This is a genomic window from Paenarthrobacter sp. C1, assembly GCF_049315185.1.
Taxonomy (GTDB): Bacteria; Actinomycetota; Actinomycetes; order Actinomycetales; family Micrococcaceae; genus Arthrobacter; species Arthrobacter nicotinovorans.
The window spans coordinates 51,575-65,482 of record NZ_CP186053.1 but is presented as its reverse complement, the minus strand read 5'-3'; the positions used below and the strand labels follow the sequence as shown (position 1 = coordinate 65,482).

The following is a 13,908-nucleotide window of genomic DNA, read 5'->3' as shown; positions in this document are numbered from 1 at the left end:
TCAGCGTCACCTTCTTGCGCGCGTGCGTGGAATTGGCAGACCGCGCCGGCTCAAACCCGGCGGTCCTTCGGGGCGTGTGGGTTCGAGTCCCACCGCGCGCACCACCACTCGACGGCCGAGCCTGCCAGCGTCCCAGCGCCGGCGTCTACGCGCGGCTCTCAGCGACGCCGCGGTAGTGCTCCCACGCCCGCGGGTCCACCTCGACGCCGCCGCACGGACGCTGGGTCACGAGCTGCGCCTGGTCCGCCGCCTGCGGGAAGCTCTCGGTGCGCGAGTACACCTCGCCGCCGGCTGTCGCCTGCAGCTGCTCGAGGTCCTCGAGGAGCCCGTAGACCGAGGAGTCCTCGTACAGCAGCTCCCCGTACCGCGGCAGGTCGTCGGCCATCATCGCGGACATCCACCCGCACATGTCGATGACCTGGCTCTGCGCCACCCACGTAGCCGCGGCCGCCGGGCTGGAGTACTGCGAGATGCGCAGGCTCCCGGCCGTCCCGTCGCACGACCAGGTCGCGTCGTACGCCTGCACCGCTTCCGGCTCGGGACCCGCGGCGACGGCGTCGCACAGACCCGCCTCGGTGACGCCGTCGACGAGGTGCTGGACCGCGGCGGGGTAGCTGACGGCGTCATCGCCGCCGCAGCCGGCCAGGGCCGCGGGGACGAGCAGGACGGAGACGAGGGACCAACGCACGCCGGGAGTATGACTCGGCATCACGACATCTGTCCGGACATCCGGGCAGCCCATCTGGGGAGTAGCGCAGCCCGGTAGCGCGTCCGCCTCGCACGCGGAAGGCCGCGAGTTCGAATCTCGTCTCCTCCACCCTCCTCTTGCCGCACGAGCGAGAGGCACGCCAGCTGGGCGTGAGCGCCGGCGACGGCGACGTGCATCGGAGCGTGGCGCAGCTTGGTAGCGCACTCGGCTGGGGGCCGAGGGGTCGCAGGTTCAAATCCTGTCGTTCCGACCGGGTCCGCACGGACCTTGCACCACCCGCACGACCAACACCACCCTGGTCCCGTGGCCGAGAGGCGAGGCGCACGACTGCAGATCGTGCATACACCGGTTCGAATCCGGTCGGGACTTCCAAGCATCACCCCGGCGCCGTCACCGGCCGCCGGGCCCCTGCCGCCATGGCGCAACTGGACAGCGCGGACCGCTCCTACCGGTCAGGTTCCAGGTTCGAGTCCTGGTGGCGGCGCCCGTCTCGCACGCTTCCTGCTTCAGCGGACCCGGGTAGAGGACCCGGGTGACGGCGTGGGTCTCAGGCGCGAAGCTTGGCCTCGCCGAGGTCGTCAGGCCCTTGTACCCGTCGATGAGCCAGGTGTGGTCATCCTCGACCGGAGCGTCGGTCGGTACCAGCCAGAGGGTGACCTCGTTCTTGATCGGCACCAGGTAGGGCGTCTTGTCCTTCTTGGTGACCCAGTTCATGTCGGCGGTGACGGTGAGCTTCAGCTGCAGACGGTTCCCGTCGGCACCCTTGTCGACCTCGGCGCGTGCCGGCGAGACCGCGAAGTTCATCACCTCGGGCTCGTCGCTGCTCTCCGGGAAGTACGTGAAGGCGTCGTTGTAGAGGGAGTAGTACATCAGCGACCAGATGGCGCCGACGTCACCGGACCGGCTGTTCCCCGATGTGACGCGCTTCACCGCGGCGTCCCAGTCCTTCTGGGCGTCCGGGGCCATGAACGAGCGGGGGCCAGCGAAGTCCTTCGCCGTCAGGTCCCCGGCGTTCGGGGCACGGATGAGGTCCGGGACGAACGAGTTGGCGAGCAGCAGGTCACCGACCTCGCAGTACGCGTCGTCGACGGCGTCCTGACCGAACTCCTGCACGCCCGGCCCGCGGAGCGACTCGACGTCCCGCGCGCAGAAGCCGCCGGTTGGCGTCGGAGACTCCGGGCTCTCGCTGGCGGATGAGCTGGTGCTCGCCGACGTGGGGTTCTGGTTCGGCTGAGATGACGCTTCCTGGTCCGCGCCTCCTCCGCACGCCGTCAACGCGAGCAGTGCGGTCATGGCGATGGTTGAGCCGAGCGTGTTCCGGGAGCGAGTCATGATGGCGTCTTCCTGTTGCAGGTCCCGGGCCGCGAGACGGGACCGGTGTGGCAGCTGCGGACTGTAGGCGTTGTCGACGACAACGCGTGCACCGCATCCGCGTGCAGCGCCACCGTGCCTGTTCAGCCCGATGCCGCAGTTCACCGAACCAGCACCGCCCCCGACGAGCTGGTGTTCGTCGACGCCCCCGTAGCTCAGTGGAGAGAGCGTCCGGATCCGGCCCGGAAGGTCGCGAGTTCGATTCTCGCCGGGGCTCCCTCGTCGCGGCTGTGCGCGACACCGGCCGCCGGCCGGCAACGAGCTCTCCGAGCTCGAGCAGCACCCTGCCCCCTTGGCACAGATGGATAGCGCGCGGCCTTGCGGAGGCCGAGGACCCTGGTTCGAGTCCAGGAGGGGGCGCCACGTCGTCGCGACGTTGCACGCGACGCCCGGCCGCACACTCGTGCGCCGGCGCCGGACCCAGTCCGGGCAGCACCTGCCCCGTTAGCTCAGCGGATAGAGCGCTTCACTACGGATGAAGAGGTCCCAGGTTCGAATCCTGGACGGGGTGCTGTGGCCGTTGAGCAACTGGCGGCTCTCCAGGTTGTGTCCCTGGCGCCTTCACGGGCATGCGGGTTCGAGTCCCGTCGGCCACCCCACATTCGGCGCCGCACCCGTGCGCGCCGTCCCCGCCTCGGTAGCTCAGCAGGCAGAGCGCGTTCCTCGTAAGAACGATGTCGCCGGTTCGACCCCGGCTCGAGGCTCTAGTACTCCCGGCCGCCGGCCGGCGCTCGCCGGCGAAGCACAACGGCTCGTGCACCCGCCTTGTAAGCGGTTGGCTGCGGGTTCGAGTCCCGCCGCCGGCTCTCTCACCACCAGCTCGCTCTCGAGAGGCCCACCCAGGGCACCGGCAGCGGCCCCGACCGGGAAGGTCGGGGCCGCTGTGAAGGCTGGTTGAGGCTCAGGCCGAGATGGCGAACAGGTCGCTGGGGAACAGCTCGTCCTGGGTGAAGAGCGTCTCGACGCGAGACGAGGTGTAGGTGGTCCCGTCGGCGCGCAGCATCTGGATGCTCTTGCCCACGACCGGGATCTCCGCGGCGCGCCGGTCGGCGTCTGCGGTCACGGCCAGGAACAGGCCGGTCTCGGCGTTGCCGAGGTAGTGCCCGACGAGCTCGCCGTCGAGGGTCACCTTGCGGTCGATGTCGATCGTGTACTCGGAGCCGCGCTCCGACCACAGGATGTACATGGTCGGCAGGGGCTGAGCTGGGATCGTGACGTCGTTCTGCATGGTGCGCTCCTTCGTGTCTTGGGGCGCAGGCGCGCCGAGGTCACGACCACCGTCGCCGTCCCGCGAGCCGCCGCAAGACCTCATCGCCGCCCTCGAGCGGCCACCAGCCCTGGGAGGGCAAGCCGATAGATGGCGCCGGCAGCTGCTTGCTAGGCAGTGGGTCCCCGTTCACCCGGGGGCGTGCGGGTTCGACCCCGCCCCTTCCGCTGCGCCTCCGGCGCACCCCGCTCGCACCCGATCCGGGCCGAGCATCCACCCACCCTTCGAGCACCTCGAGAGGAGCACGACGATGAGCACCACCCTCACCCGCACGCCCGCACAGGCCGTCGCAACCAGCCAGGCCGGCACGGCATCCACGCCCGCGGCCGACAAGTTCGACCAGCTCTGGGCGACCATGCCGACCGCCGACCGCGTCGTGCTGCTCGGTCACGACCGGCCCGACCTCACCACGGCCGACAAGATCCGCCTCGCCGCCACGCTGCGGCGCCTCGGCGCCCAGGCCCGCGGCGCCGGCCGGCCGCGTCAGCGCGGCGGGAAGGGACGTACCCGCGGACGCGGAGCGCGCACCCGCTGACACCCCGCGGGGTGACCTGCTGTCCACTGTCGAGTCCCCGAACGCTCAAGCGCCCCGCCCCCATCTTCGGGGGCGGGGCGCTCGGCGTGCTGCGGTGCGCGCTGAAGTCGCGCCGGTCAGTGGGCGGCGTCGTACGCCTGCTGCACCTCGGCCGGGATGCGGCCGCGCTCGGAGACGTCCATGCCCTGGCCCTTGGCCCACTCGCGGACGTCCTTCGAGTTCGACTTCGAGGACGACGAGCCGCCCGAGCTCTTCCGGCCGCCACGTCGACCGCCGCCGGCGACCTTGCGGGCGTGGCCGACGTACCCGGCGAGCGCCTCACGCAGGGACGAGGCGTTGCCGTCGTTCAGGTCGATTTCGTAGGTGGAGCCGTCGAGGCCGAAGGTGACCGTCTCGGTCGCCTCGGTGCCGTCCAGGTCGTCCACGAGGACGATGTTGACCTTCTGCGCCATGGTGCGTTCCTTTGCTGGTGAGGTGCTTGGTGCGGTGGTGGAGGTGCCGGTGGATGGTGCGACGGGATGGATGGTGTCGTAGTTCGGCGACAATTCGGGATGTCGTCGTTCGACAACATTCGAGGGTCTTCGCCTGCGGGTCAGGAGGCCTTCGCCAAGGCTCTGCTCTTGCGCTTCTTCTTCGGCTTCGGGACCACTCGTCCGGCGGCCCGGAGACGGGTGTTCATCTCACGGAACGGCTTCCAGCACTTCGGACAGGACTCGACCTCGATGGTCTCGCCTCCGTCCATCGTGTGCGTGTGCGTCTCTACCTTCTTCTGCGTCTCGCAGAAGTCGCACTCCAGCACCACGTCAATTCGTTCTGCCAAGGGGGACCGCTCCTTCTTCCGAGATTGCCTAGCGGACTTGACCGGACCATAACGCTTTCTTGAGACAAGCGCACGGCCGGGGTAGGCGCGTCGTGACAGAAGGCCCGATTGCGGCATTGTGAAAGACGTTCGCGAAGGCACGTTGATGGCGCCGTTTGTCGTACCTACAAGTTATGCCGACTGCACCTGGCGGTCAGCGACAAGCGGTCGCGGAGGAACGTCATGAATGCCAGCAACGCCGCCCACGACCAGCTCGACTTCGACTTCGGGACCGGCTTTGAGCCCGCCGCCGTCGCGCCGACCGACGACCCGCTTGCCGGCCTCGAGCCCGCCGCCGGCCAGACGCCCCCGAAGGTGGTCCTGTCATACGGCCTGGGCGTCGACTCGACCGCGATCCTGCTGCGCTGGCTGCACGAACCGACCTCCCGCGACTTCGACCTCGACGACCTCGTGGTCGTCACCGCGATGACCGGCGACGAATGGGACAAGACCGGCACCGACGTCGAGCAGCACATCCTCCCGCTCCTGCGCCGCCATGGCGTCCGATACGTCCAGGCTGCCCGGGCGCGCCGGCACGTCACCACAGCCGGAGCGGGGCTCGTCGTCCTTGACGACTCGACCGCCCCGCACGTCCTCCACCTGGATGGCGCGTACAAGCTCTCCGACGAGATGAGAGAAGCAGGAACCCTGCCGCAGAGTGGCGGAATGAGAGCCTGCTCCGTGCATTCCAAGGGAGACGTTCTCGACCCCGTTATCGCGCGCATCACCGCCGGTCAGCCGTTCCGTCACATCATCGGTTTCGAGTCCGAGGAGCAGCGCCGCGCAACGAAGGACGCTCTCTATAACACGAGCACCCGGACGGGCGAGTACCCCCTCCTGGAATGGGACTGGGACCGTGCCATGTGCGAGGCCTACATCACGGGAAAGACCGGCGTCGCATGGTCCAAGAGCGCCTGCTCATTCTGTCCATTCGCCGCAGGGTCGAAGGACGGCCGAAAGGCGCTGTTCCAGCGCTATGTCGAGAACCCCGAGCAGGCCATCTCGACGCTCGCAATGGAGCACCTCGCGCTTGCGTTGAACCCGAAGCAGGGACTCATCGCCGGCAAGCGGCTTGCCGACGCGCTCGTCGAAGCCGGCCACGGACACCTCATCGACCTGCTCCAGCGACGCCTCGACACCGAGACGTACGCCGTCTACGAGGTGCGCCGCATCCTGCGCCCGAAGGCCGACGACCCCACCAAGCTCGCCAACGCCTCCCGGTCAGTCGCCACGGTCTTCACCGGGACCCGCGCTGAGGCAGCCGCCGACCTGCGCGCCCGGGCGGCGACGCTCGGGCTCCCGGCTGGCGTCGGACCGGACGGCATCGCTCGCGTGCACATCCGCGAGCGTGGCGAGACCCTGCCGGCGCTCGAGCACTACCTCGTCGCGGCGCCGGCCGGGGCGCTGGACAAGCAGGTCGCGAAGTTCGAGGCCTGGTGGGCCGAGCTCGCCGAGGACGCCGCGCCGGAGCTCCCCGCCGCCTGACCGCGACGGGCGCGCGGGAGGGTCAGCGGGTGGCGACGACCTCGAGGGCTGCGGCGTGGTTCGCGTACGCCTCCTCCTCGGTGGCTGCGAACCTCTCGAACCCGTTCCACAGGTCCCGGGCGTCGTTGTCGTAGATCGCGGTCCCGAAGATCTGCGGCCCCTCCGCGTCCGCGAACAGGCCCTGGTCGAGACCCATCCACACCGTCGCGACCGTGAGCTCCTCGCGCTGGTCGGTCTTGAGCCGTCGGTACTCCTCGTCGCTGCTCAGCTCGACGAACCGGTCGAGGTCGATCGGCTCACCGTCACGGTCGAAGTAGAGGCTGTCGGTCGGCAACGCGGGCTCCTTGGGAGGAAGGTGGCTGGAAGGGTCCGCCGACGGTGCGACCCCGACACCCGGAAGCGAGCAGCCTTCGGCATCAGTCCGGTCTCAACACGGCACCGATTGCGGAGCGGACCGCGGCAGGCACAGATGGGGGCATGGCGAACCAGACCCACCTCCTTGACGACGCGCAGACGCTCGCCGCTGTCACCGCGCACGCCGACCTGCGTTTCAGGCCCGGCCACCGAGTCATCGGCCTCCACGACGACGTCCTCGTTCGCGGCTGGCGCTGCGAGGAGGCGACCGTCGAGGTCGTCATCTCGACCCGCACCGGCCGCGTGTACGCCCAGCGCTACCGCGGGACCCTCAGCGCCTTCCTCGCCGCGGCGGCCGAGGAGACCGTCCGGACGGCGGCGTAGCAGCCGCCAGTTCACTGGCGCCCGCGACAAGCTGTCCACAGGCTGCGGCCGAGAGCCGCAGTGATGTCGGATCCGGCTCCTACCGTTCCACCCGCACCGGCCAGTCCCCACGGCCGGACGAGGAGGAACCGCTCATGACCGCAGGCACCGCAGCTGCCGCCCCCAGCACGGCCGGCCGTGTCACCACCGCCACCGCCGACCTCGACCACGGTCTGCGCGCCGCGTCGAAGTTCATCTCCCGTCGCGCGAAGAACCCGGCGCTGGCCGCCATCGTCTTCGACTTCACGCCCGGTCACCTCACGGTCACCGCCAGCGACTACGACACGTTCTACTCGCGCACCTTCGACGTCGACGGTGACCTCGTCGCCAAGCTCGCAGTCCCCGCAACCGAGGTCACCCCCGCCGTGTCCCGGCTGACCAGCCGCGCCTGGCACGTCGAGCTTGCCGCCAAGTCCGACGGGCTCCTCATCAGCCACCCGGCCGGGGACGTCCACGTCGCGCGCCTGAACCCGAACGACGAGGACAACTTCCCCGACCGTCCCGCCATCTCGTGGGGCCGCCCCGTCACGCTGACCTACCGCCAGTGGGCCGACCTGTTCCGCGTCAACGCCACCGTCGGGACCGACGACATGTTGCCCGTGCTCACCGGCATCCACCTCGTCAACGAGAACGGATCGCTCACCGCGTCCGGAACGGACCGGTTCCGGCTCTCCCTGGCCACCACCGACGCCGAGAGCGACCACTCGTGGACCGCCCTGGTGCCGGCCGTGCACTACAAGCGCGTCCTCGACGCGTTCAAGCCGGCCAAGGCCGACCTCGACACGACCATGCTGACCGTGGAGGTCGACGACGCGCAGCACTTCCTCGCCGCCGGCGCCACCCACGGTGCGCCGCGGTGGATCCGCGTCACCGGAGCGGACGCGGTCGCCGACGTACATGTCCTCGAGGGCGACTTCCCCCGGCTGCGCAGCATCTTCGGCCCGAACGCCGAGCCGGTCGGCACCACCGCCCGCGCCGACCTCCGCACCGCGGTCAAGGCGGCCGCTGCGGTCGTGGACGTGAAGCAGGACCCGCTCGAGATCGTGTTCGCCGACGAGCAGGTGACCGTCACCGCCTACGGCGCCAAGACGACCGTCAATGAGCGCTTGGCCGGCACCCGTGGCCCGGGCGAGGACGGCACGGTGGCCATCACCGCCCAGCTGCTCGTCGACGGCCTCAACGCCCTGGCCGGGGACGACATCACGTTCTCCCGGCACAAGACCACCGGGCCCATCCGCATCAGCGACGGCGACGAGACGTTCACCTACGTCGTCATGCCGTTGCGTCCCGGACGGGCCGAGCGCATGGAGTGAGCCCCCCAGTCTCCGCCTGCTGGCACCGGTCGGGGGACCGCAGCCCGGGCGTCGAGTGAACGAGCCCCGCCTCCTTGGGGAAAGAGGCGGGGCTCGTTCGCGTTCGCGGGCGCGCTACCGGGACTCACCCGGGTCCGGCGCCGTCGCCTCGTCGGGAGCGGGGCCGTCGGTTGGCTTGTGGCGGGGGCACAGCGCCTCGTCCTTCGGGCCGATCCACCAGCCCTCCTCGCGCGCCTCCTCGCGGGCCTGCGCCATCCGGGCGGTGTCAAACTTCGGAGGCAGGTACATCTGCGTGCCCTCCGAGCAGCCATCGTGGTCGCACCACGCCTCGTAGGCGATGACGCGCTCGAACATCAGTCCTCGTCCTCCGTCGCCCGCCACAGGTCCTGGCGGGCGAGCAGCGCCTCGGCGAGGCGCTCGCCGTCGATGTGTCCGAACCCGGGACGCTCCTCGGCGCACCCGTTGTCCACCAGCCATCCGGCGAGCTCATCGGGATACACGTCGTCCGTCGTGGCCGCCAGGTCGCTGCCCAGGAGTCGCTCAGCGAGCTGTTCACCGTCGATGTGGCCGTACCCGGGGCGCGCCTCGGCGTAGCCGTTCTCGACGAGCCACGATGCGAGAGCCTCCTGATGCTCGAACGCGCTCATGCCGCACCGCCCGCGACCGAGCCGGTCTCGTCAGCCGGGGCCGGCGGCCGGATCTGCAGGGAGGCGGCACCGAGGGTCACGTCTCCAGGAGTGCCCGCCCACGCGGCGCAGCACCCGCACGAGGCGTAGTAGAGCCCGCACGCGTGGTCGACGCAGTTGCGGCAGTTCGCACGCGCCTCGGGGAGGCGGGGTCGGGCTGCGAAGCGGAGTAGAAGCCGGGACGAGTCATGGCGCCATGGTGCCGCGCCACCACCGGGCAGCAGTCACCACTCCCGTCACGCGCAGCCCGCCACGCGAGGCAGCGGACCACCGGGGCGGGTGCCGGCTTGTCTCGACGGTCGCCGGCACTGCGCGGCTAGCTCCGACCGGCACCTGTGAGGAAGCACGAACAACCTCACGCAGGAGCCCGCATGCCCGACACGACCAGCCCCGCTCGAGCTGGCAGCCAGCTCGCCTCACCGAGCTCGGAGTTCTGCCAGCGATGGGCCGACGGCCGCCACACCTGGCGCCACGCCTCCCAGGGAGGGTTCGACGCCGACCTGTACGACGTCGTCCCCCTCGACGAGTCCGTCGCCCGCGCGTTCGTCACCCGACACCACTACTCCGGCACCTACCCGGCCGGCCGGCTCGCCTACGGACTCACCACCCTCGACGAGACCCTCAACGTCGACGGCACCCTCGTGAACGGCCAGGCCCTGGTCGGCGTCGCCGTGCTCTCCGTCCCGATGACCGCGAGCGTCCTGACCAACGTCTTCCCCGACCTCGAGCCGTACGCCCAGACGCTCGAGCTCGGCCGGTTCGTCCTCACTGACACCCCGGCCAACGCCGAGTCGTGGATGCTCGGCCAGGTCTGGCAGCACGCCGCAGACGCCGGCATCCGCGGCATCGTGTCCTTCGCCGACCCGATGGCCCGCCACCGCGAGGTCCTCGAGGTCGACGACGACGGCAACGCCGTACGCCGCATCGAGCAGCTCACGCCCGGCCACGTCGGCGTCATCTACCAAGCCACTAACGGCATCGCGTGCGGCCGCTCCACGGCACGGACCCTGAACTACCTGCCCTCACGAGGCCTTGTGCTCTCCGAGCGCACCCTGTCCAAGATCCGCACCCAGGACTCCGGCAGCGACGCAGCCGAGAAGTCCCTCGTCGCGATGGGCGCCACCGTACGCCGTGCCGGACAGGAGCCCCGCGAATGGCTGCGCGACGCCCTCGCCGAGCTCGGCGTCGCAAAGGTCCGCCACCCCGGCAACTTCCGCTACGCGTGGCCGCTCGGCAGCCGCCGCGACCGGGCCCGCACCCGCATCACCGCCACCCGTACGCCGTACCCGAAGGCCGACACCGCTCGCATCATCCCCACCCTGCGGCCCGCCGCCCCGCTCGAGAGGACCGCCGCCTGATGGACGCCATCGACCTGTTCGCCGGGTGGGAGGCTTCACCGAAGGCGCCACCCGCGCCGGAGTCCGTGTCCGCTGGGCAGCCAACCACGCCCCGGTCGCCGTGGCGACCCACGCACGGAACCACCCCGACACCATCCACGAGTGCCAGGACCTCCGCCAAGCCGACTGGACCGCGCTGCCGAAGTACCAGCTGCTCCTGGCGTCCCCGGCCTGCCAGGGCCACTCGCCGACGTCGCAGCCCCGCCGGCGCGCGTACCACGACGCGATGCGCGCCACCGCGTTCGCGGTCGTCGACTGCGCCGACGTCACCGAGCCGAGGCCATCATCGTTGAGAACGTCCCGGCCTTCACGCGTTGGAGGCTGTACGGCCTGTGGTGCGAGATGATCCGCGAGCTCGGCTACGACATCGACGAGCGGATCGTCACCGCATCCAAGCACGGCGTCGCCCAGCGCCGCACGCGGCTGTTCCTCATCGCGACCCGGCGCGGCGTCACCGTCCGTCCGCTGCGCGTGCAGGAGCAGGAACCGGCCTTCGAGCCGCTCCTCGAGACCAACGTCCCCGACCACCTGTGGGTGCCGGTCGCGGCCGCCACCCCGGGAGTCCAGGCCCGCATCGCCAAGGGGCGCGCCAACCATGGCCGCCGGTTCCTCACCCAGCACGTCACCGGCCACCCCGGCGTCCCGCTGCACGAGCCCATCCGCACCATCACGACCGCGCACTCGCACTGGAACCTCGTCGACGGCGACTACTACCGGGCGCTCACCAGCCGCGAGCTCGCCCGCGGCATGGGATTCCGCGACACGTACACGTGGGACGAGGACCTCAGCATCGGAGACGTCACCCGCGGCATCGGCAACGCCGTCTGCCCGCCCGTGGCCACCGGATCGTGTCCGCCGTCGCCGAGGGCGTCTACGAGGCCATGGCCGCCTGAGCACCGACACACTCGTCAGGTGGAGGTGCTTGCGCGTTCGACCGCAGGCGGCACCATGAGTCCCAGACAGCGAGAAGCCCCTGCGGCGGCTCGCTGATGGGGTCGGACTCCGGTTCCCTCTCCTGGTGTGGTGACCAGTGCAGCGGCAGGCGACCAGTTCGCCTGCCGCTGCTCCACGTTCCGGGGTCTGCAGCAGCCGCCGGCCACCCAGCTGCCCGGCCGCGACTGCGTGACGTCCCAAGGACGGCACCGTTCCAGACATGACCGCCGCCTCCCGTCGCCGTGCCCGCCGCAACAAGCAGACCCGCATCGACCAGGCCCAGGCCCGGGTCGACGCGCGCCGGGCCGCGCGTGACGCCGCTCGAGCGGCCGGGCTCAACCCGAGCCCGAAGATCTGGACTCGCAAGGACCACGAGGCCCTCAACAGCGAGTACGGCCCCACCGGAGGCACGAAGCAGCGGTACAAGCACGCGAACAAGCGGCACGCGAAGGCGATGGCGCGCAGGGACGCGACGTACGCCCGCATGCGCGTGGCGCTCATCGCTGCGACCGCCGACCTTCCCGTCCGGATGACCGACCTGGTCATGTTCGGCTCGCAGGTCCCCACCATCGGGTGGGGTACCGCCGTCGACTCCGCCGGCAACGAGTGGCTGTGGAAGTTCCGCTACCGCTACGACAACGCGTTCCTCGAGGTCGGTGTCAGCGACGGCTCCGACTGGCAGCCCCTCGTCACCGACTGCCACTACGCCGCCTCGCGTGACGACGTCCACAACGACCCGTACCGCGGCTGGCTCACCGAGGCCCAGGGCGTCACCCTGCTCACCGGGCTGTTCTCCGAGCTCGCACCGCCGCTGCCCGGCGAGCGCTTCTCCGAGCGCCTCAAGAGCAGCCTCGACGCGCTGCTCGGCCGTCTCGACGACACCGACGATGCCCCCTCCACGCCGGAGGAGGACTGACCATGCCCAGCGCAACCACGACAAGCCGTCGCCACGCCACCACCCTCGGCCGCGCCGCGCTGCTCTCCCTCACAGCGGTCGTGCTGTCGTCCTGCGGTGCCCGGCCCGCAGACCTCGACGCCCTGCCGCCCATCGACGCGACCGTCACGTTCAAGACCATCGAGAAGGGCGAGGAGGTCCGCTACCGCGTCGAGGTCACCTACCCCGACGACCCCGATCTCTTCAAGGTCGACCTGCCCGACGACGCCAACCGGGAGCAGAAGGACGAGGCCCGCGAGTACGTGCGCTACGCCGGGTTCGAGTGCTGGCTCAACGTCGAGCCTGACGACTACGAGTACGTCCAGCTCGGCGACACCATCCCGCTCGGCCACCCAGCCAACGACGACCGAGGCTTCTACGGCGAGGTCCCGGGGCGTGCGAACCGCCTCGAGACCTCGCGCCCAGCAGCTTCGTCCCGGAGGGCGAGTACACCCCGACGCCAGCGAGATGACCCCAGCAAGCTGACCCCGCCCCCGGCCAGCCGCCCACACACACTGGCCGGCGCGGTTGCGGGCCCGGTCCGACCCCTGACGGTGAGCAGCTCACCGACAAACAGGAGAAGACCATGCCCCGCACCTCACCCGCCGTACGACGCGCCACGACCTCCGTCCTCGCAGCGTTCGCCGCGACCGCCCTCATGTCCGGCTGCTCCGCCACGGAGTACCCCGCCATCGACTCGACCGTCACCTTCAAGACCATCGAGAGCCCGCGCATCGAGGAGTCCTGCGGCGGGTTCCCCATGATGTGCAGCGACAACGACATCCCCACCAAGTACCTCGTCGAGATCACCTACCCCGACGACGCGAGCCTGTTCAAGACCGACTCGTACGACTACGAGAACTACGTCGGCGACGAGTGCTGGCTGGACGTGACGCCTGACGTGTACGCCGCCCTCAACCTCGGCGACACCGTCAAGCTCGGCCACCCGGGCACGGACGACAGCATGACCAGCCAGGACCTCCTCCCTGCTGCGAGATCGCCGAGGACATCGGCGACTACACGGCCGAGGAGGAGTACGCCCCCGGAGACTCCGAGTTCACCGGCGTCAATCCGGGCGGCGAGAAGCCCGCGACCGGCTCGGACACCAACGCGGACACCGAGACCAGCTCCGAGACCGACACCCCGCCTGCCGGCTGAACCGCCAGCACTGCAGCACATGAGCTCCCGCCTCCACCCGGAGGCGGGAGCTCTCGCATGCACGCAGCTCGGGGTTGCCGCACACCCCGTCCCCGGCACGGTCCACGGCATCCGACAACCCACCCTCTCCCACCGGAGCGGAAGGAGACACCCGTGTCCAAGCACGCACCTGCTGACCTCCCCGACCACGAGGCCGAGGACAGCGCACGCATCGAGGCCCTCACCTCGACCGCCGACATCACCGACGAGACGATCGAGGTCTACACCAACGGCGCCTGCTGGTACCTGGCCTGGTGGATGCACCAGCTCTCCGGGCTGACCATCACCACCCTCGGCTACTACGACGGCGACGTCCTCGACCAACTCGACCACGACCCTGGCCCCTGGGACGGCTACGCCTGGAACCACGTCGGCGTCGTGTTCAACATCCCCGGCCAGCTGGGCCGGAGTTCCTCGACATAGTCGGCCACGAGTCCGTCTACAA

Annotated in this window: 18 protein-coding genes and 12 tRNA genes; 22 read left to right on the top strand and 8 right to left on the bottom strand. The window is 70.3% G+C overall.

Annotated features, from left to right (window positions below):
- Window positions 1-16: 16 nt before the first annotated feature.
- Window positions 17-104 (top strand) — tRNA-Leu (locus tag ACNAOU_RS22565).
- A 41-nt stretch (window positions 105-145) separates the two neighbouring features.
- On the opposite strand, the gene ACNAOU_RS22560 is transcribed toward ACNAOU_RS22565, so the two are convergent.
- Entirely contained in the window at window positions 146-709 is a 564-nt protein-coding gene (locus ACNAOU_RS22560) for a hypothetical protein (RefSeq protein WP_422758793.1), read from the bottom strand.
- A gap of 35 nt (window positions 710-744) precedes the next feature.
- Between ACNAOU_RS22560 and ACNAOU_RS22555 the strand changes: the two genes are divergently transcribed.
- The 11 genes from ACNAOU_RS22555 to ACNAOU_RS22505 all read left to right on the top strand — a co-directional run bounded on the left by ACNAOU_RS22555 (window position 745) and on the right by ACNAOU_RS22505 (window position 2,886).
- Window positions 745-817, top strand: a tRNA-Ala gene (locus tag ACNAOU_RS22555).
- Between the two features lie 68 nt (window positions 818-885).
- Window positions 886-959: transfer RNA gene (locus ACNAOU_RS22550), tRNA-Pro, on the top strand.
- A 47-nt stretch (window positions 960-1,006) separates the two neighbouring features.
- A tRNA-Cys gene (locus ACNAOU_RS22545) sits at window positions 1,007-1,081 on the top strand.
- A gap of 38 nt (window positions 1,082-1,119) precedes the next feature.
- Window positions 1,120-1,193 (top strand) — tRNA-Arg (locus ACNAOU_RS22540).
- 125 nt (window positions 1,194-1,318) lie between these two features.
- Window positions 1,319-1,906, top strand: a complete 588-nt coding sequence (locus ACNAOU_RS22535; RefSeq protein WP_422758792.1) for a hypothetical protein — start codon at window positions 1,319-1,321, stop codon at window positions 1,904-1,906.
- Window positions 1,907-2,223: 317 nt separating this feature from the next.
- Window positions 2,224-2,297: transfer RNA gene (locus ACNAOU_RS22530), tRNA-Arg, on the top strand.
- A gap of 69 nt (window positions 2,298-2,366) precedes the next feature.
- A tRNA-Arg gene (locus ACNAOU_RS22525) sits at window positions 2,367-2,443 on the top strand.
- 75 nt (window positions 2,444-2,518) lie between these two features.
- Window positions 2,519-2,591 (top strand) — tRNA-Arg (locus tag ACNAOU_RS22520).
- Window positions 2,592-2,593: 2 nt separating this feature from the next.
- Window positions 2,594-2,679 (top strand) — tRNA-His (locus tag ACNAOU_RS22515).
- Between the two features lie 32 nt (window positions 2,680-2,711).
- Window positions 2,712-2,784: transfer RNA gene (locus ACNAOU_RS22510), tRNA-Thr, on the top strand.
- Between the two features lie 29 nt (window positions 2,785-2,813).
- Window positions 2,814-2,886 (top strand) — tRNA-Thr (locus ACNAOU_RS22505).
- 95 nt (window positions 2,887-2,981) lie between these two features.
- On the opposite strand, the gene ACNAOU_RS22500 is transcribed toward ACNAOU_RS22505, so the two are convergent.
- Window positions 2,982-3,308, bottom strand: a complete 327-nt coding sequence (locus ACNAOU_RS22500) for a hypothetical protein (RefSeq protein WP_422758791.1) — start codon at window positions 3,306-3,308, stop codon at window positions 2,982-2,984.
- A 111-nt stretch (window positions 3,309-3,419) separates the two neighbouring features.
- Here ACNAOU_RS22500 and ACNAOU_RS22495 point away from each other — a divergent pair.
- Together ACNAOU_RS22495 and ACNAOU_RS22490 are read left to right on the top strand one after the other, a co-directional pair.
- Window positions 3,420-3,514 (top strand) — tRNA-Ser (locus ACNAOU_RS22495).
- Between the two features lie 83 nt (window positions 3,515-3,597).
- The gene (locus ACNAOU_RS22490; protein ID WP_422758790.1) at window positions 3,598-3,882 is read left to right on the top strand and encodes a hypothetical protein; all 285 of its coding nucleotides are present in this window, start codon (window positions 3,598-3,600) and stop codon (window positions 3,880-3,882) included.
- Between the two features lie 116 nt (window positions 3,883-3,998).
- Here the strand turns inward: ACNAOU_RS22490 and ACNAOU_RS22485 are convergent, their stop codons facing one another.
- Both ACNAOU_RS22485 and ACNAOU_RS22480 read right to left on the bottom strand, forming a co-directional pair.
- On the bottom strand, window positions 3,999-4,427 hold the full coding sequence (locus ACNAOU_RS22485; RefSeq protein ID WP_422758789.1) for a histone-like nucleoid-structuring protein Lsr2: 429 nt from the start codon (window positions 4,425-4,427) through the stop codon (window positions 3,999-4,001).
- A gap of 47 nt (window positions 4,428-4,474) precedes the next feature.
- On the bottom strand, window positions 4,475-4,702 hold the full coding sequence (locus ACNAOU_RS22480; protein ID WP_422758788.1) for a hypothetical protein: 228 nt from the start codon (window positions 4,700-4,702) through the stop codon (window positions 4,475-4,477).
- 222 nt (window positions 4,703-4,924) lie between these two features.
- On the opposite strand from ACNAOU_RS22480, the gene ACNAOU_RS22475 reads away from it, so the two are divergent.
- The gene (locus tag ACNAOU_RS22475) at window positions 4,925-6,226 is read left to right on the top strand and encodes a hypothetical protein (protein ID WP_422758787.1); all 1,302 of its coding nucleotides are present in this window, start codon (window positions 4,925-4,927) and stop codon (window positions 6,224-6,226) included.
- A gap of 22 nt (window positions 6,227-6,248) precedes the next feature.
- On the opposite strand, the gene ACNAOU_RS22470 is transcribed toward ACNAOU_RS22475, so the two are convergent.
- Window positions 6,249-6,560, bottom strand: a complete 312-nt coding sequence (locus tag ACNAOU_RS22470; RefSeq protein WP_422758786.1) for a hypothetical protein — start codon at window positions 6,558-6,560, stop codon at window positions 6,249-6,251.
- A 143-nt stretch (window positions 6,561-6,703) separates the two neighbouring features.
- On the opposite strand from ACNAOU_RS22470, the gene ACNAOU_RS22465 reads away from it, so the two are divergent.
- Together ACNAOU_RS22465 and ACNAOU_RS22460 are read left to right on the top strand one after the other, a co-directional pair.
- Window positions 6,704-6,964 (top strand): hypothetical protein, encoded by a 261-nt coding sequence (locus ACNAOU_RS22465; protein ID WP_422758785.1) that lies wholly within the window; start codon window positions 6,704-6,706, stop codon window positions 6,962-6,964.
- Window positions 6,965-7,098: 134 nt separating this feature from the next.
- The gene (locus ACNAOU_RS22460) at window positions 7,099-8,316 is read left to right on the top strand and encodes a hypothetical protein (RefSeq protein WP_422758784.1); all 1,218 of its coding nucleotides are present in this window, start codon (window positions 7,099-7,101) and stop codon (window positions 8,314-8,316) included.
- A gap of 114 nt (window positions 8,317-8,430) precedes the next feature.
- On the opposite strand, the gene ACNAOU_RS22455 is transcribed toward ACNAOU_RS22460, so the two are convergent.
- Both ACNAOU_RS22455 and ACNAOU_RS22450 read right to left on the bottom strand, forming a co-directional pair.
- Window positions 8,431-8,670, bottom strand: a complete 240-nt coding sequence (locus tag ACNAOU_RS22455; RefSeq protein ID WP_422758783.1) for a hypothetical protein — start codon at window positions 8,668-8,670, stop codon at window positions 8,431-8,433.
- On the bottom strand, window positions 8,670-8,963 hold the full coding sequence (locus tag ACNAOU_RS22450; RefSeq protein ID WP_422758782.1) for a hypothetical protein: 294 nt from the start codon (window positions 8,961-8,963) through the stop codon (window positions 8,670-8,672). Before ACNAOU_RS22450 ends, ACNAOU_RS22455 begins: the two co-directional genes overlap by 1 nt.
- Before the next feature lie 374 nt (window positions 8,964-9,337).
- Between ACNAOU_RS22450 and ACNAOU_RS22445 the strand changes: the two genes are divergently transcribed.
- The 4 genes from ACNAOU_RS22445 to ACNAOU_RS22430 all read left to right on the top strand — a co-directional run bounded on the left by ACNAOU_RS22445 (window position 9,338) and on the right by ACNAOU_RS22430 (window position 12,248).
- On the top strand, window positions 9,338-10,360 hold the full coding sequence (locus tag ACNAOU_RS22445; protein ID WP_422758781.1) for a hypothetical protein: 1,023 nt from the start codon (window positions 9,338-9,340) through the stop codon (window positions 10,358-10,360).
- Between the two features lie 25 nt (window positions 10,361-10,385).
- A complete protein-coding gene (locus ACNAOU_RS22440; protein WP_422758780.1) occupies window positions 10,386-10,745 on the top strand; it encodes a DNA cytosine methyltransferase in 360 nt (119 codons plus the stop codon).
- Window positions 10,655-11,389 carry a DNA cytosine methyltransferase gene (locus ACNAOU_RS22435; RefSeq protein WP_422759250.1) on the top strand — a complete coding sequence of 245 codons (735 nt, stop codon included), beginning with the start codon at window positions 10,655-10,657 and terminating at the stop codon, window positions 11,387-11,389. Before ACNAOU_RS22440 ends, ACNAOU_RS22435 begins: the two co-directional genes overlap by 91 nt.
- A gap of 163 nt (window positions 11,390-11,552) precedes the next feature.
- Complete coding sequence (locus ACNAOU_RS22430; protein WP_422758779.1) at window positions 11,553-12,248, top strand: hypothetical protein; 696 nt, start codon at window positions 11,553-11,555, stop codon at window positions 12,246-12,248.
- A gap of 879 nt (window positions 12,249-13,127) precedes the next feature.
- On the opposite strand, the gene ACNAOU_RS22425 is transcribed toward ACNAOU_RS22430, so the two are convergent.
- Window positions 13,128-13,445, bottom strand: a complete 318-nt coding sequence (locus ACNAOU_RS22425) for a hypothetical protein (RefSeq protein ID WP_422758778.1) — start codon at window positions 13,443-13,445, stop codon at window positions 13,128-13,130.
- A 132-nt stretch (window positions 13,446-13,577) separates the two neighbouring features.
- Between ACNAOU_RS22425 and ACNAOU_RS22420 the strand changes: the two genes are divergently transcribed.
- Window positions 13,578-13,886: a hypothetical protein gene (locus tag ACNAOU_RS22420; protein ID WP_422758777.1), complete on the top strand. Its 309-nt coding sequence runs from the start codon at window positions 13,578-13,580 to the stop codon at window positions 13,884-13,886.
- Window positions 13,887-13,908: the final 22 nt, after the last annotated feature.

What these genes read in the sequence shown, in the direction of transcription:
- ACNAOU_RS22465 (WP_422758785.1), top strand. Translation starts at nt 6,704, where the DNA reads ATGGCGAACCAGACCCACCTCCTTGACGACGCGCAGACGCTCGCCGCT.
- ACNAOU_RS22560 (WP_422758793.1), bottom strand. Translation starts at nt 709, where the DNA reads ATGCCGAGTCATACTCCCGGCGTGCGTTGGTCCCTCGTCTCCGTCCTG.
- ACNAOU_RS22450 (WP_422758782.1), bottom strand. Translation starts at nt 8,963, where the DNA reads ATGAGCGCGTTCGAGCATCAGGAGGCTCTCGCATCGTGGCTCGTCGAG.
- ACNAOU_RS22425 (WP_422758778.1), bottom strand. Translation starts at nt 13,445, where the DNA reads ATGTGCTGCAGTGCTGGCGGTTCAGCCGGCAGGCGGGGTGTCGGTCTC.
- ACNAOU_RS22490 (WP_422758790.1), top strand. Translation starts at nt 3,598, where the DNA reads ATGAGCACCACCCTCACCCGCACGCCCGCACAGGCCGTCGCAACCAGC.
- ACNAOU_RS22455 (WP_422758783.1), bottom strand. Translation starts at nt 8,670, where the DNA reads ATGTTCGAGCGCGTCATCGCCTACGAGGCGTGGTGCGACCACGATGGC.
- ACNAOU_RS22500 (WP_422758791.1), bottom strand. Translation starts at nt 3,308, where the DNA reads ATGCAGAACGACGTCACGATCCCAGCTCAGCCCCTGCCGACCATGTAC.
- ACNAOU_RS22460 (WP_422758784.1), top strand. Translation starts at nt 7,099, where the DNA reads ATGACCGCAGGCACCGCAGCTGCCGCCCCCAGCACGGCCGGCCGTGTC.
- ACNAOU_RS22475 (WP_422758787.1), top strand. Translation starts at nt 4,925, where the DNA reads ATGAATGCCAGCAACGCCGCCCACGACCAGCTCGACTTCGACTTCGGG.
- ACNAOU_RS22430 (WP_422758779.1), top strand. Translation starts at nt 11,553, where the DNA reads ATGACCGCCGCCTCCCGTCGCCGTGCCCGCCGCAACAAGCAGACCCGC.